General features: G+C 64.6%; 14 protein-coding genes. 9 read left to right on the top strand and 5 right to left on the bottom strand.

The genetic code is table 11. From position 1 onward, the window contains the following. Nucleotides 1–204: 204 nt before the first annotated feature. Nucleotides 205–1,884 (bottom strand): 30S ribosomal protein S1, encoded by a 1,680-nt coding sequence (gene rpsA, locus ACP16H_RS15515; protein WP_425073155.1) that lies wholly within the window; start codon nt 1,882–1,884, stop codon nt 205–207. 242 nt (nt 1,885–2,126) lie between these two features. Between rpsA and ACP16H_RS15520 the strand changes: the two genes are divergently transcribed. Further along, a complete protein-coding gene (locus tag ACP16H_RS15520; RefSeq protein ID WP_425073277.1) occupies nt 2,127–2,825 on the top strand; it encodes a ZIP family metal transporter in 699 nt (232 codons plus the stop codon). 2 nt (nt 2,826–2,827) lie between these two features. Here the strand turns inward: ACP16H_RS15520 and ACP16H_RS15525 are convergent, their stop codons facing one another. After that, nucleotides 2,828–3,781 (bottom strand): magnesium transporter CorA family protein, encoded by a 954-nt coding sequence (locus ACP16H_RS15525; protein WP_425073156.1) that lies wholly within the window; start codon nt 3,779–3,781, stop codon nt 2,828–2,830. 258 nt (nt 3,782–4,039) lie between these two features. On the opposite strand from ACP16H_RS15525, the gene ACP16H_RS15530 reads away from it, so the two are divergent. Together ACP16H_RS15530 and ACP16H_RS15535 are read left to right on the top strand one after the other, a co-directional pair. Next, entirely contained in the window at nt 4,040–5,176 is a 1,137-nt protein-coding gene (locus ACP16H_RS15530; RefSeq protein WP_425073157.1) for an alpha-D-ribose 1-methylphosphonate 5-triphosphate diphosphatase, read from the top strand. A gap of 327 nt (nt 5,177–5,503) precedes the next feature. Then, nucleotides 5,504–5,719: a DUF1127 domain-containing protein gene (locus ACP16H_RS15535; protein ID WP_425073158.1), complete on the top strand. Its 216-nt coding sequence runs from the start codon at nt 5,504–5,506 to the stop codon at nt 5,717–5,719. Nucleotides 5,720–5,798: 79 nt separating this feature from the next. On the opposite strand, the gene ACP16H_RS15540 is transcribed toward ACP16H_RS15535, so the two are convergent. Together ACP16H_RS15540 and rpsD are read right to left on the bottom strand one after the other, a co-directional pair. Continuing rightward, nucleotides 5,799–6,371 carry a hypothetical protein gene (locus ACP16H_RS15540; RefSeq protein WP_425073159.1) on the bottom strand — a complete coding sequence of 191 codons (573 nt, stop codon included), beginning with the start codon at nt 6,369–6,371 and terminating at the stop codon, nt 5,799–5,801. Between the two features lie 137 nt (nt 6,372–6,508). After that, nucleotides 6,509–7,129, bottom strand: a complete 621-nt coding sequence (rpsD, locus tag ACP16H_RS15545; protein WP_425073160.1) for a 30S ribosomal protein S4 — start codon at nt 7,127–7,129, stop codon at nt 6,509–6,511. Nucleotides 7,130–7,420: 291 nt separating this feature from the next. Between rpsD and ACP16H_RS15550 the strand changes: the two genes are divergently transcribed. The 6 genes from ACP16H_RS15550 (at nt 7,421) to gcvA (ending at nt 13,420) form a co-directional block, all read left to right on the top strand. Then, the gene (locus ACP16H_RS15550; protein WP_425073161.1) at nt 7,421–8,236 is read left to right on the top strand and encodes an EAL domain-containing protein; all 816 of its coding nucleotides are present in this window, start codon (nt 7,421–7,423) and stop codon (nt 8,234–8,236) included. A 147-nt stretch (nt 8,237–8,383) separates the two neighbouring features. Then, the gene (locus tag ACP16H_RS15555; protein WP_425073162.1) at nt 8,384–9,559 is read left to right on the top strand and encodes an acetyl-CoA C-acetyltransferase; all 1,176 of its coding nucleotides are present in this window, start codon (nt 8,384–8,386) and stop codon (nt 9,557–9,559) included. A 271-nt stretch (nt 9,560–9,830) separates the two neighbouring features. Then, a complete protein-coding gene (gene phbB, locus ACP16H_RS15560) occupies nt 9,831–10,553 on the top strand; it encodes an acetoacetyl-CoA reductase (protein WP_425073163.1) in 723 nt (240 codons plus the stop codon). Between the two features lie 201 nt (nt 10,554–10,754). Beyond that, nucleotides 10,755–11,684 (top strand): VOC family protein, encoded by a 930-nt coding sequence (locus ACP16H_RS15565; RefSeq protein ID WP_425073164.1) that lies wholly within the window; start codon nt 10,755–10,757, stop codon nt 11,682–11,684. Then, nucleotides 11,677–12,276 carry an alpha/beta hydrolase gene (locus ACP16H_RS15570; protein ID WP_425073165.1) on the top strand — a complete coding sequence of 200 codons (600 nt, stop codon included), beginning with the start codon at nt 11,677–11,679 and terminating at the stop codon, nt 12,274–12,276. The genes ACP16H_RS15565 and ACP16H_RS15570 overlap by 8 nt, the downstream gene beginning before the upstream one ends. Nucleotides 12,277–12,493: 217 nt before the next feature. Continuing rightward, nucleotides 12,494–13,420 carry a transcriptional regulator GcvA gene (gene gcvA, locus ACP16H_RS15575; protein WP_425073166.1) on the top strand — a complete coding sequence of 309 codons (927 nt, stop codon included), beginning with the start codon at nt 12,494–12,496 and terminating at the stop codon, nt 13,418–13,420. 123 nt (nt 13,421–13,543) lie between these two features. On the opposite strand, the gene ACP16H_RS15580 is transcribed toward gcvA, so the two are convergent. After that, nucleotides 13,544–13,720, bottom strand: coding sequence for a YdcH family protein (locus tag ACP16H_RS15580; RefSeq protein ID WP_425073167.1), 177 nt, complete (start codon nt 13,718–13,720; stop codon nt 13,544–13,546). Between the last annotated feature and the right edge of the window lie 86 nt (nt 13,721–13,806).

Here is a 13,806-nt window from a genome sequence, read left to right on the forward strand (position 1 = left end):
CGTCTGGCGAAATGGGCTCCGACCAACATACGTACCCCCCTCGGCCGGGAACGGAAAAGGCCCCCGCGTGGTGCGGGGGCCTTTCGATGTCAGAACGCTTGCGCGTGCGACTTTGGAGCTCTGAATGGAGCGGGGCCGGTCTTCGCTGTCTCTCGCTTCGCTCGAAGGCGAAGACCGGCTGTTGTCCAATTCAGGTCAGGACTCTCAGTTGTCGCCCTTCAGCGCTGCGCCCAGGATGTCGCCCAGCGATGCACCCGAGTCGGAGGAACCGTACTGTTCCACGGCCTCTTTCTCTTCGGCGATCTCGCGGGCCTTGATGGACAGGCCCAGACGACGGGTTTTCGAGTCGATGTTGGTGACGCGCACGTCGACCTTGTCACCGGTCGAGAAACGCTCGGGGCGCTGCTCGGCACGGTCACGCGACAGGTCGGAGCGGCGGATGAAGGACTTCATGCCTTCGTATTCCACCTCGATGCCACCATCTTCGATCGCGGTCACTTCGACGGTGATGATCTCACCGCGCTTCACGCCGCCAACGGCTTCGGCGAACTTGTCACCGCCCAGCGCCTTGATGGAGAGCGAGATGCGCTCCTTCTCGACGTCCACTTCGGACACGACCGCCTGGACGACGTCGCCCTTGCGGTAGTTCTGGATGGCATCCTCGCCACGCTCGTCCCAGGACAGGTCGGAGAGGTGCACCATGCCGTCGATCTCGCCGTCGAGGCCGATGAACAGACCGAATTCGGTGATGTTCTTGACTTCGCCTTCGACCTGCGTGCCCTCGGGGTGCGTTTCAGCGAACACTTCCCACGGGTTGCGCATGGTCTGCTTCAGACCCAGCGACACGCGGCGCTTGGCGCCGTCGATTTCCAGCACCATGACGTCCACTTCCTGCGAGGTGGAGACGATCTTGCCGGGGTGCACGTTCTTCTTGGTCCAGGACATTTCGGAGACGTGGACCAGACCTTCGACACCGGCTTCGAGCTCAACGAATGCGCCGTAATCGGTGATGTTGGTGACGCGACCCTTGTGCACGGAGCCCAGCGGGTACTTGACGGCCACCAGATCCCACGGATCGTCCTGCAGCTGCTTCATGCCGAGGGAGATACGGTGGGTGTCCTTGTTGATCTTGATGACCTGGACCTTCACGGTCTCGCCGATCGACAGGATCTCGGACGGGTGGTTCACACGGCGCCATGCCATGTCGGTGACGTGCAGCAGGCCGTCAACGCCGCCGAGGTCGACGAATGCGCCGTACTCGGTGATGTTCTTGACCACGCCGTCAACCGAATCGCCTTCCTGCAGCTTGCCGATGACTTCGGCGCGCTGTTCGGCGCGGGACTCTTCGAGGATCGCGCGGCGCGACACAACGATGTTGCCCCGGCGGCGGTCCATCTTGAGGATCTGGAACGGCTGCTTGAGACCCATGAGCGGGCCGGCGTCGCGCACGGGGCGCACGTCAACCTGCGAGCCCGGCAGGAACGCGACGGCACCGCCGAGGTCGACGGTGAAGCCGCCCTTGACGCGGCCAAAGATCGCGCCTTCGACGCGAGCGTCGTCTGCGTATGCTTTTTCCAGGCGGTCCCAGGCTTCTTCGCGGCGGGCCATCTCGCGGGAGATGACGGCTTCGCCACGGGCGTTTTCGGCAGAGCGGAGGTAAACCTCGACTTCGTCGCCGACCTGAACGTTGGGCTGCTCACCCGGTTCAGCGAATTCCTTCAGCTCGACACGGCCTTCCATCTTGTAGCCGACGTCGATGATGGCCTGGCCCGCTTCGATCGCGATGACCTTGCCTTTGACAACCGTACCCTCGTCGGGGGTGTCCATTTCGAGACTTTCGTTAAGGAGGGCCTCGAATTCCTCCATGGATGCGCTATTCGCCATCTGGTCTGTGTGTCCTTTACATCGGTTTATGCTGGCCGAGCGGTTGTCTCCGCCGGTCTCGGTGCGTGATGTCGGGGCGTTGCGTTCCACGAACACGCGCAAAACAAAGAGGGCCGGTGGTTCCGGCCCTGCTCGCTGCGCGTCGCGGCAGTTTTTGCCTTGTCGACGGGCGCGCGTATACCGCGAGGCGGGGGTGGGGTCAAGGGTGCGGAACCTTTGGCGGACGTGGCGCATTGGCTGGCATGACCGTCGCCATCGTTGTCCTGATCGTATCCTTTGCCCTGCTCGCCGGAGCGGTCTGGGGGGCATTCAAGGGGCTGAACGACCGGACCGAGGGCTTCATCGTGGCCATGGCCGGGGGCGCGCTGATCGTGTCGGTGATGGACGAACTCATCCGCCCCTCGACCGAGAGCGCGCAGTTGTGGATCGTGGTGGCCGCCGTGGCGGCGGGTGCGGTGGTGTTCACCGGGCTGGACAGCTGGGTAAAGACGCGGATGGCCGGTGCCGGTGGCCTTGGCCTGCTGTTGGCGGTGACGCTGGACGGCATTCCGGAGAACCTCGCGCTGGGGACCGCCCTGATCGGGGCGAAGCCGCTGGAGATCGCGGCGTTGGCCGGGTCCATTTTCCTGTCGAACCTCCCCGAGGCGGCGGGCGGCGCGAAGAAGATGACCAAGGACGGCATGTCGCGCGGCAAGGCTGTGCTGATCTGGGGCGTCACGGCGGCCATCCTGTCGGCGGCGGCGCTGGGGGGATACTTTGGCCTGGAGGACGCGCCGACAGAGGCCATCGCCGCGATCAAGTGCTTTGCCGCCGGGGCCGTCACGGCCTCGCTGGCGACGGAGGTGTTTCCGCAGGCCTTCCGCGACGACCGGTACTGGACCGGCATCGCCGTGACCTGCGGCCTGCTGATGGCGCTGTTGCTGGGTCAGTTGGGCGGCTGAGCCTAGAGCCAGCGTTTCCATTTGAAATAGAGGTAGGTGCCGATGGCAGATGCCGCCATCAAGCCGGTGGCGATCAGCCAGCCTTGCGGGTGGTTCACCCCCGGCAGCACCTGAAAGTTCATCCCGTAGATCGAGGCGACCAGCGTCGGCGGCAGGAACAGCACGGCGACCACCGACAGGATGCGGTTGGCGTCGGATTGTTCGAGGTTAATCATCCCGAGGATCACGTCGGTCACATGCGCCACCCGTCCCGTAAGGAAATCGGCATGGACCACGAGGGACTGGATGTCGCGGGTGCGGGCCTTCAGCAGCGCCTTCAGCGCGCCGGGGGCCTTGGACGACAGGTTCAGCTGGAAGGTGGTCAGCGCCCGTTCCAGCGTCAGCAAGGCGTGGCGGTGGTTGGCCAGTTCCTCGCCGCGCTGGCCGACGGTGCGGAGCATTTCCTCCAGCAGGTCCTCGGTTTCGCCATCGTCATTGAACAGGCGGCGCGAGGCGGCGTCGAGCGCCCTGCCCTCGCCTTCGAGCAGGTCGGCGATGCGGGCGACGATCTCTTCGATCAGGCCAAGGAACAGGTGCAGGTGACTGCTGCATCCCGCCGAGGAGGTGGCGGCATGGGAGGGGAAGGTGTCGAACGAGCGCGGCGCGTGGTAGCGCACCGTCAGCATCCGTTGCGGCGACAGCAGGAAGGCGACGGGGGCAAAGCGGCGGGCGTTGCCCTTGTCCAGCCCCGGCAGGGCGACGGTAAGCACCTCGATCTCGCCGGTCTTGTAGAGGCGGTTGGAGATCTCGATCTCTTCCATGTCGGCGAGGGTCGGCACGTCGAACCCGAGTTCGCGGAGGGCTGCGGTCTCTTCGGGCGTGGGATCGTGGAGGTCGATCCAATGCGCCTCGGTCAGGGGGGCGCCCTGGGGGAGCGGCGTCAGGGCATCGGGCGCGATGCGGAAGGCTTTGAGCATGTATGTCGGTCCGGGTCCGTGTCTGTGTGCAGGGTGTCACCAGACCAAGCCGCGCGCAGCCGGATTGGTTCCGCCTTGCGCGGATGGCTGGCGGGCGTGGCCGCGCGGACACGGGTCGTGGGACGCCATGGGCCGCCACGGCGACGGAGATCACGCAATTTTTGCGTGCATGTGAGCGGTTTGTCACCCCGGCGATACATTCGCCCCCTATTTCATTGGGCAAAACGAGACCCGAAAACCAGACCCCGAGCGGAATCCATGCCCCTTGTCCCTTGCAGAGTGCGCCTGACCGGCGCGACGGTCCTGCGCGACGGCGTCTTGCAGCGCCGCTCCGTGGCGATCGAAGATGGGCGCGTCTCGAAGGGGCCGCTGCCCGAGGTCGATCTGACGGGGTTCCATATCCTGCCGGGGATCGTCGACCTGCACGCCCCCGCGCTGGACGCCTTCGGCAGCCTGGCAGAGGCCTGGGTCCATGCGGATCGCATGGCAGTGTCGCGCGGCGTGACGACCTGCTGGACGACGCAGGCCTGGAGCTGGGAGGGTGGCCTGCGGGCGCCCGAGCAGACCAGCGCCGTGCTGCATGCGCTGGACGATCACCGCAGGCGGGCGCTGTGCGACCTGCGTCTGCAACTGCGCTGCGAGGTCAACACGGCGGACAGTCAGGATTTCCTGATGGCCACGGTGCAGGCGCATGGCGTGGACAGCGTGCTGTTCGAGAACCGGCTGGACGGCGCCCGGCTGCTGGCAGAGACCGACCGGCCCGCGCTGATGCGGCAGGCGTTGGCCGCCGGGCGCAGCGTCGAGGCGCATCTGGCGGCGATGCGGCGGGCAGAGGCGCGGCGGCGTGACGTGCCGCGCCACCTGTGCCGGCTGGCCGAGGGCTTTGACACGCGGGGCGTGGTCTACGGCAGCCTTGGCGATACCGACGGCGAGACGCGCGAGTATTACACCCAGATCGGGGCCAAGCTGTGCGCCTTGCCGCAACGGCGTCCTGCGGCGGCGCTGGCCCATGCGGTCGGTGATCCGATCCTGCTGGCGGCCTCGGACGTGTTGGGCCAGGGACCGCAGTGGCACATGTTGTGTGGCGGGCTGGGCAATGTGCTGGTGTCAGAGCGCAACCAGTCGGCGCTTGTCCCCGCCGCCTTTCGGCTGGTGGACGAGGGGCTGATGGGTCTGCCCGAGGCCTGGGCGATGCTGTCTTCGGCACCGGCGGACATCATGCGCCTGACGGATCGTGGCCGCATCGACTACGGGCTGCGCGCCGACCTCGTGGTGATCCACGCGCAGCGCCGCACGGTCGAGGCGGTGTTCTGCGAGGGCCGCATCGTCTGGCTGACCGGCGAGGCGGCGTACCGCTTTGCCGGGCTGCGCGAGGCGCGGATGGCGGCAGAATGACTTTTCGCGGCGGGGTTCACACCGCTGTCATGGGGAATCGGTAGGTAGGCGTTGAAGACGCTCCGGTCCGACCTGCTTCACGGCCCGGGGCAGGTAACCGGTGACAGTTTTACGCGTCATTCCATGACCCATTTTCGATAACCAATCTGGCGGCCCCCGGGCCGCCTTTTTGGTGCCGGATGGGTGGGCTGCGCAACTACATGCTGCAGCCATGCATCTTTGACGGAGCGGCTATGCTGCACCTGCACTGGCATTATGCTGCATCGCGGCATATCCTGTTCTCACGGAGGGGAGCTATAAACCCAACCGAAGAGGCACAGATTACACATGGCACACATCACTCACGACGCCGCACCGCGCGGCAACTTCCTGGCCGACATGTTCAACGGCATGATCGAGGTTCTGGCCCGCATCGCGGAATCCAACCACCGCATGAAGGAAATCGAACGTCTGAACGCGATGACCGACGCACAGCTGGCCGAGCGTGGCCTGAAGCGTGAAGGCATTGCACATCACGTCTTCCGCGACGTGTATTACGTCTGAGACCATCGTTCACGATGGCTTCCGCAAGACCGCCGCGCCCTGTCGGGTGTGGCGGTTTTTCTTTGCCTGACGGTCGGGGTCAGTTCCCTGCCTGACGCATCATCCGTTCATGCACCGCCTGCATCCCGCGCGCCGCCATGTCAGAGACCTCGGCCGCATGGGTGTGCAGCGCCGCGACCATCTCGGGGTCGTTCGAGGTCTGCGTCACGACAATTCCCGCATCGGTGATCTCGATGTCTGTCTCGATGGCCTCGGGGCGGGCAAACAAGATGTCGAGCGTTGGGCTCTGGATCATGACCTTGGGGTCGCGGCCTTCCTCGACGCGCTGGATCATGCCGGTGACGTGCGACACGAGGACCTGCATCACCATGGGGTCCGATGACGTGGTGACGGTGCGAATCCCGTTCGGCAGGTTCTCGACCTCGCGCGAGAGGGTGTCGAAGTGGTGAAACATCACCATGAGCTCGCCGCTTTCCTCGGGCGTGGCATCGAGACCGCGCAGGCCGGGCATGTTGACCTCGTCATGGCCAGTGCCGTCCGCGCCGTGATGCTGGCCCATCCCGCCCATCCCATGCCCCCCGCCCTGCCCGTGCATCTGGGCCACGCCCGGCGAGGCGAGCAGGATCAAGGACAGAATCGCAACAGCGCGCATGGCAACCTCCGGTGTGTTTGCACGGGGATATATCGCAGGATGCGCATATCTTTCACGAAAATCTTCGTGAAAATGCAAAAGGCCGCCCCGAGGGACGGCCTTTGAACCGGGGCGGCGGGGTGTCCCCCGCGCACCACTTAGTTCTGTGCGTAGTATTCGATAACCAGGTTCGGTTCCATCATGACCGGGTACGGCACGTCGGACAGGCCCGGGGTGCGGACGAACTTGGCGGTCATCTTGGAGTGGTCGGCCTCGATGTAATCGGGCACGTCACGCTCGGTCAGCTGGACGGCTTCGAGCAGAACGGTCATCTGGCGCGACTTTTCGCGAACTTCGATGACGTCGCCTTCCTTCACGCGGTAGGAGGGGATGTTCACGCGCTTGCCGTTCACCAGAACGTGGCCGTGGTTCACGAACTGACGCGCTGCGAAGACGGTCGGCACGAACTTGGCGCGGTAGACGACGGCGTCGAGGCGGCGCTCGAGCAGGCCGATCAGCAGCTCGCCGGTGTCACCCTTCATGCGCTCGGCGTCCGAGAACACGCGGCGGAATTGCTTTTCGGTCAGGTCGCCGTAGTAGCCCTTGAGCTTCTGCTTGGCGCGCAGCTGCAGACCGAAGTCCGACAGTTTCTGCTTGCGGCGCTGGCCGTGCTGGCCGGGGCCGTATTCACGACGGTTCACCGGGGACTTCGGGCGGCCCCAGATGTTTTCGCCCATGCGGCGGTCGATCTTGTACTTGGCAGTCGTGCGTTTGGTCACGTCTGATCTCCTTCTCAAGGTTTCGAAGGGCGTTGTCCTCTCACCGGACCGGTTTCCCGGCTGCCCGGCGTGACAGGCATCCTCTTGCGAGGGCCACCAACACCAATGGAGCCGCCCAAATACACTGCGATGCCGGGGAGTCAAGCCTGCAACGGGGTGGAATATGCCCCGCTTTGGCTGTCGGCAGGAATTGCCGCCAATTCGCGGCAAACCCGACCTTTAAAGATTGCTTAACGCCTGAGCGGGCAGATTGCCGCCCTAAGCAGGAATCCGCGCAAACGGAGCATTCCCATGGGGAAGATCACGACAGGACCACTGAATCCGCTGGAACACGCTGTGCAGGCCCGTGACGCGGGCGTCATGGACATGGTGCGACGGGCAATCCAGCATCGGCAGGTGGTGCTGGCCTTCCAGCCTGTCGTGCAATCCGCCCAGCCGGATCGCCCCGCCTTTCACGAAGGGCTGATCCGGGTGCTGGATGAAACGGGCCGGGTGATTCCCGCGGGCGAGTTCATCGGCACCGTTGAAGACACGGAATATGGCCGCCTGCTGGACTGTATCGCGCTGGAAAAGGGGCTGGCGGAACTTTCCCGGGTGCCCAATCTGCGCCTGTCGGTCAACATGTCGGCGCGGTCGATCGGCTACAAGAAATGGATGCGCGTGTTGCAACGCGGCTTGCAGCAGGACGCGACGGTGGGGGAGCGCCTGATCCTGGAGATCACGGAACATTCCGCCATGCTGGTGCCCGAGCTGGTGACCACCTTCATGGATGACCTCCAGAAGAAGGGAATCACCTTTGCCATCGACGATTTCGGGTCAGGCTACACGGCGCTGCGGCACTTCAAGGACTTCAGCTTTGATATCCTGAAGATTGACGGCGAATTCTGTCGGGGAATTTCCAGGGACCCGGACAACCAGGTGCTGGTTGGCGCGATGATCCGAATCGCCGAGCAATTCGACATGTTCACCGTGGCGGAAAGTGTCGAAAACGAAAGCGATGCGGATTGCCTCACCGCTTTGGGGGTGGATTGCCTTCAGGGCTACTTCTTTGCCGCGCCTACGATTTCACCCGCATGGCGGGAGGATCGCGAGCGCAAACAAGCATGATGCGCGCGACGTCGCGTCACCCTGTGGCACGCTGTCCCTTTTGACCAGGCTAAAAATCGGTTAATCCCCTGATCCGACAGGCGAGACAGGAAGCGGCCCGCGCCCCGCGGTTCCGCGCATATGAACGCTTGGCCAGGAGGACACCATATGACCAATGTCGTTATCGCAAGCGCGGCCCGCACGGGCGTCGGCAGCTTTGGCGGATCGTTTGCCAACACCCCGGCGCATGACCTTGGCGCCGCCGTGCTGGAAGCGCTGGTTGCGCGCGCAGGCATCGAAAAAGGCGAAGTCTCGGAAACCATCCTCGGTCAGGTTCTGACCGCAGCACAGGGCCAGAACCCGGCCCGTCAGGCGCATATCAACGCAGGCCTGCCCGAAGGCTCTGCCGCATGGTCGATCAACCAGGTCTGCGGCTCGGGCCTGCGCTCGGTCGCGCTGGCGGCACAGCACATCATGCTGGGCGATGCCGACATCGTCTGCGCCGGTGGCCAGGAAAACATGTCCATGTCCCCCCACGCGCAGAACCTGCGTCAGGGCTACAAGATGGGTGACGTTTCCTACATCGACACGATGATCAAGGACGGCCTGTGGGACGCGTTCAACGGCTACCACATGGGTCAGACCGCCGAGAACGTCGCAAACCAGTGGCAGATCACCCGCGAGATGCAGGACGAGTTCGCGCTGGCCTCGCAGAACAAGGCCGAGGCCGCCCAGGTCGCCGGTCGCTTTGCCGACGAGATCATCCCCTTCACCATCAAGACCCGCAAGGGCGACATCGTGATGGACAAGGATGAGTACATCCGTCACGGCGCGACCATCGAGTCGATGCAGAAACTGCGCCCGGCCTTCACCAAGGACGGCTCGGTCACCGCGGCGAACGCGTCGGGCATCAACGACGGCGCGGCCGGTGTCCTGCTGATGTCCGCAGAGAACGCGGAAAAGCGCGGCATCACCCCGATGGCCCGCATCGCCTCCTACGCGACCGCCGGTCTCGACCCGAAGATCATGGGTGTCGGCCCGATCTACGCCTCGCGCAAGGCGCTGGAAAAGGCCGGCTGGAAGGCCGAGGACCTCGACCTGGTCGAAGCCAACGAAGCCTTTGCCGCGCAGGCCTGCGCCGTGAACAAGGACATGGGCTGGAACCCGGAGATCGTGAACGTGAACGGCGGCGCCATCGCCATCGGTCACCCGATCGGCGCCTCGGGCGCGCGCGTCCTGAACACGCTGCTGTTCGAAATGCAGCGCCGCGACGCCAAGAAGGGTCTCGCGACCCTCTGCATCGGCGGCGGCATGGGCGTCGCGCTCTGCGTCGAGCGCCCGTAAGGTACGGAAAAGGCGGGCCCTTCGGGGCCCGTTGCTTTTTGTCCCCCTGATTGGTTACAGCGCTAACAGCGCCTTTGCATTCTCGGAAAAGTTGCGCAATTCTGAACCTCCGGAAAACGGGGGAGGAGGGATGCCGTCCATGGCCCATGGCGATGCCATACGGCGCGTGAAATGCGGCAGACGTCAAAATATCGCACGAAACAATATTGCGGGCACCTCAACAGGTAGGTAACAAAGTTACCAAACAATATCCAAGGACTGGAGGAAGATCATGGGAAGAGTTGCACTCGTCACCGGCGGCAGCCGCGGCATCGGTGAGGCGATCTCGAAGGCGCTGCAGGCAGAGGGCTACACCGTCGCCGCGACCTACGCAGGCAACGACGAGAAGGCCGCCGCCTTCACCGCCGAGACCGGCATCAAGACCTACAAGTGGAACGTGGCCGACTACGAATCGTCCAAGGCGGGCATCGCGCAGGTCGAAGCCGACCTCGGCCCGATCGACGTGGTGGTGGCCAACGCGGGCATCACCCGTGACGCGCCCTTCCACAAGATGACCCCGGAGCAGTGGAAAGAGGTGATCGACACCAACCTGACCGGCGTGTTCAACACCGTTCACCCGGTGTGGCCGGGGATGCGCGAGCGCAAGTTTGGCCGCATCATCGTCATCTCGTCGATCAACGGTCAGAAGGGCCAGTTCGCGCAGGTGAACTATGCCGCGACCAAGGCGGGCGATCTGGGCATCGTGAAGTCCCTGGCGCAGGAAGGCGCGCGCGCCGGCATCACTGCCAACGCGATCTGCCCGGGCTACATCGCCACCGAGATGGTCATGGCCGTGCCGGAAAAGGTGCGCGAGTCGATCATCGGCCAGATCCCGGCGGGCCGTCTGGGCGAGCCGGAAGAAATCGCGCGCTGCGTGGTCTTCCTCGCCTCGGACAATGCGGGCTTCATCAACGGTTCGACGATCTCTGCCAACGGCGCGCAGTTCTTCGTCTGATCTGTCACCGACCTGGCCAAGGACTTTCGTTGAAAGTCCTTGCGCAGCGCCCCGCCGTCAGGTCGGGGCGTTTTGCGTTTTGGGGGCGAAGACTTTTCGACGAAAAGTCTTTGCGCGCGCACGCACCAACCCCGCGCAGAATCCTGCAATTCCACACAGACGAAGCCGCGCTATATCCTGCCTCCAAACGGAGGGTTTCTCATGCTGAAGCAGATCAACGGATTGCACCACGTCACCTCGCTGGCGTCCGGCGCACAGGAAAACAACGCGTTCTTCACCAAGGTGCTGGGGCTGCGCAGGGTCAAGAAGACAGTGAACTTCGACGCGCCGGACGTCTACCACCTGTATTACGGCGACGCGGCGGGCACGCCCGGGACGGTGATGACCTATTTCCCCTTCCCGGATGCGGCCCGCGGTCGTCCCGGCGTGGGGGAGGTCGGCACCACCGCCTTTGCCGTGCCGAAAGGCGCCCTGCCCTTCTGGGAGGAACGGCTTGGCGCTTATGAGGTCGATGGGCTGATCCGAACCGACCGGATGGGCGAGACGCGGCTGATGTTCAAGGGTCCGGACGGCGACGGGTTCGCATTGGTCGAGGCCGAGGACGACCGCGCCCCCTGGGTGGCGGATGTCCCCGAGGACGTGGCGATTCGCGGCTTTCATTCCGCTGACATGCGGCTCAGCCCACGCGGCGCGGCGGCCAGTGGCGAGTTGCTGACCTTCATGGGCTACGAAAAGGAGGACACGCAGCACAACGTGACCCGCTATCGCGTGCCCGACGGCAATGAAGCACAGGTAATCGACATCACCGAGGTCGAGGCCGCCCATGCCGCGCAAGGGGCCGGGTCGGTGCATCACATCGCCTTTTCCGTCGACAACCGGGACAAGCAGCTGGAGGTGCGCAAAGCGCTGATGGACACGGGTTACCAGGTGACGCCGGTGATCGACCGCGATTACTTCTGGGCGATCTACTTCCGCACGCCGGGCGGGGTGCTGTTCGAGGTGGCCACCAACGAGCCGGGCTTTGACCGCGACGAAGACAGCGCGCACCTTGGCGAAGCGCTGAAGCTGCCGACGCAGCATGAACACCTGCGCGCTCGACTGGAGCAGATGCTGGAGCCGATCCGTGACTGATTACGCCTTTGCCGAGACGGAGGGCGCGCCCGGTGCGCCCCTCGTCTTCACCTTTCACGGCACCGGCGGCACCGAGGCGCAGTTTCACGGCTTTGCCCGCGAGGTCCTGCCCGAGGCGCACGTGATCTCGCCCCGGGGCGATGTGTCGGAACACGGGGCGTTGCGGTTTTTCCGCCGCAAGGCCGAAGGGTTGTACGACATGGCGGATCTTGCGCGACGGACGGAGGCGATGATCCGCTTTGTCTCGGAGGCGCGGGCCAGAACCGGTGCGACGCGCGTCACGGGTTTGGGGTATTCAAACGGGGCGAATATCCTGGCGTCGGCGGCCATGGCCGATCCGACGCTGTTCACCGATCTGGCACTGCTGCATCCGCTGATCCCCTGGGAGCCCGCGCCAGTGCCTGGTCTGTCCAGGGTCCGTGTGCTGGTCACGGCGGGCGAGCGTGATCCAATCTGCCCTGCGCCGCTGACGCGGCGGCTGGTGAGTTGGCTCGACGATCAGGACGCGCGGGTCACGACCGTCTGGCACCCCGGCGGGCACGAGATTGCCCAGACCGAGGTGGATCAGGTGGTCACTTTCCTGCGCGGGTGATGCGCGGAGAGAAGACAGCCCGCCAGAGGGATGCGACAAAAGCGCCGCGCGCTGCGTGTGCGGCGCGATAGGCGCAGTGATGACGGCGGTCGGGAGATGTTTCGAGCATGGTGGAAATCCTTGAACCAGTTTTACTTGACTGATCTCTGAATATTCCTCACGCTTAATCAGCACAAACGAGACCTCTTGCCATTTCACACAAGAAATTCTTGCCCGAATGACCGACCGCCTTCCGCCACTGACCGCCCTGCGCGCCTTTGAGGCGGCCGCCCGTCACCTGTCCTTTGCCAAGGCGGCGGAGGAATTGAACGTCACGCCCGCCGCCCTGTCCTTTCAGATCAAGAGCCTTGAGGAGCACCTGGGACAGGCCGTGTTCCATCGTCTGAACCGGGCGGTGACCCTGACGGAAGCGGGGCGCGTGCTGGCGCCGGGCACCTCCGAGGGGTTCGACCGGCTGACGACGGCCTGGCGCGCGACGCGGGCTTTGCAGGATGGCGCGGCGCTGACGATCACGGCGGGCCCGGCATTCACCGCAAAGCGGCTGGCCCCGCGCCTGTTTGCCTTTGCGCAGGCGCATCCCGACATCGAACTGCGCTTTGCCGCCACCTTGCGCATGCTGGATTTCGACCGTGACACGGTGGATGTGGCGATCCGTTACGGCACCGGCGACGATGCGGGGCTGTATTCGGAACGAATGCTGGAGGAAGGCGTCACGCCGATGATGCGGCCAGACATCGCCGCGCGGTATCCGACGCCCGAGAGCCTGCGGGAGGCACCTCTGCTGGACGACGCTTCCATCGCGTTCCTCGACCCCTTGCGCGACTGGGCGGCGTGGTTCAGGGCCTGCGGGGTGGATCATCAGCCGACGGTGACCGCAAGTTTCAGCCAAGCGGATCATGCGCTGGACGCGGCGCTTGCCGGGGGCGGCGTTCTGCTGACGCGCACCTCCCTCGCGCAGGGCATGCTTGCGCAAGGGCTGTTGACGGCGCCTTATCCGGTGGCGCTGACGACCCCGGCGCGGTTCAGGTTCCTCTGTCGCAAGGGCGAGGAAATGCAGCCGCGTATCGCGGCCTTCCGTGAGTGGATCATGGGAGAGATCAGGGCGCTGCCCACGGGAATGGAGGGCAAGACGCTGGTCTCTTGAGCGAGGATTTTTCGCAACAGTTATGGCTCAAGGCATGTGCCACGAACCGGGCGGCAACGGCGTGCGACCATCCTCGGGCGGACCTGCCCCGACGGGCGTCAGGACAGGCCCCACCGCAGCTGGTCAGGCGACGGCGGTAGACGAAAGGCGCGTAATTTCCTCCTTGATCCGCAATTTCTGCTTCTTCAGATCCGCGATGTGCAGGTCATTGGTCCCGGGCGATCGCTGGGCGACCTCAACGGCGTCCGAGAGAGTCTGGTGCTTCCTCTTCAATTCCTGCAGATGCGAGCTCAAGCTCATGGGGATCCTCCTTTCGTTGGCTCAGGATTCCAGTGCAGCATAACGTAAGCGTTCTGTCACGCTGCGCCTGCAATAATGCTTCACAA

Origin of the sequence: Sagittula sp. S175 (genome assembly GCF_049800975.1) — a bacterium.
In the GTDB taxonomy this organism is placed as follows: domain Bacteria; phylum Pseudomonadota; class Alphaproteobacteria; order Rhodobacterales; family Rhodobacteraceae; genus Sagittula.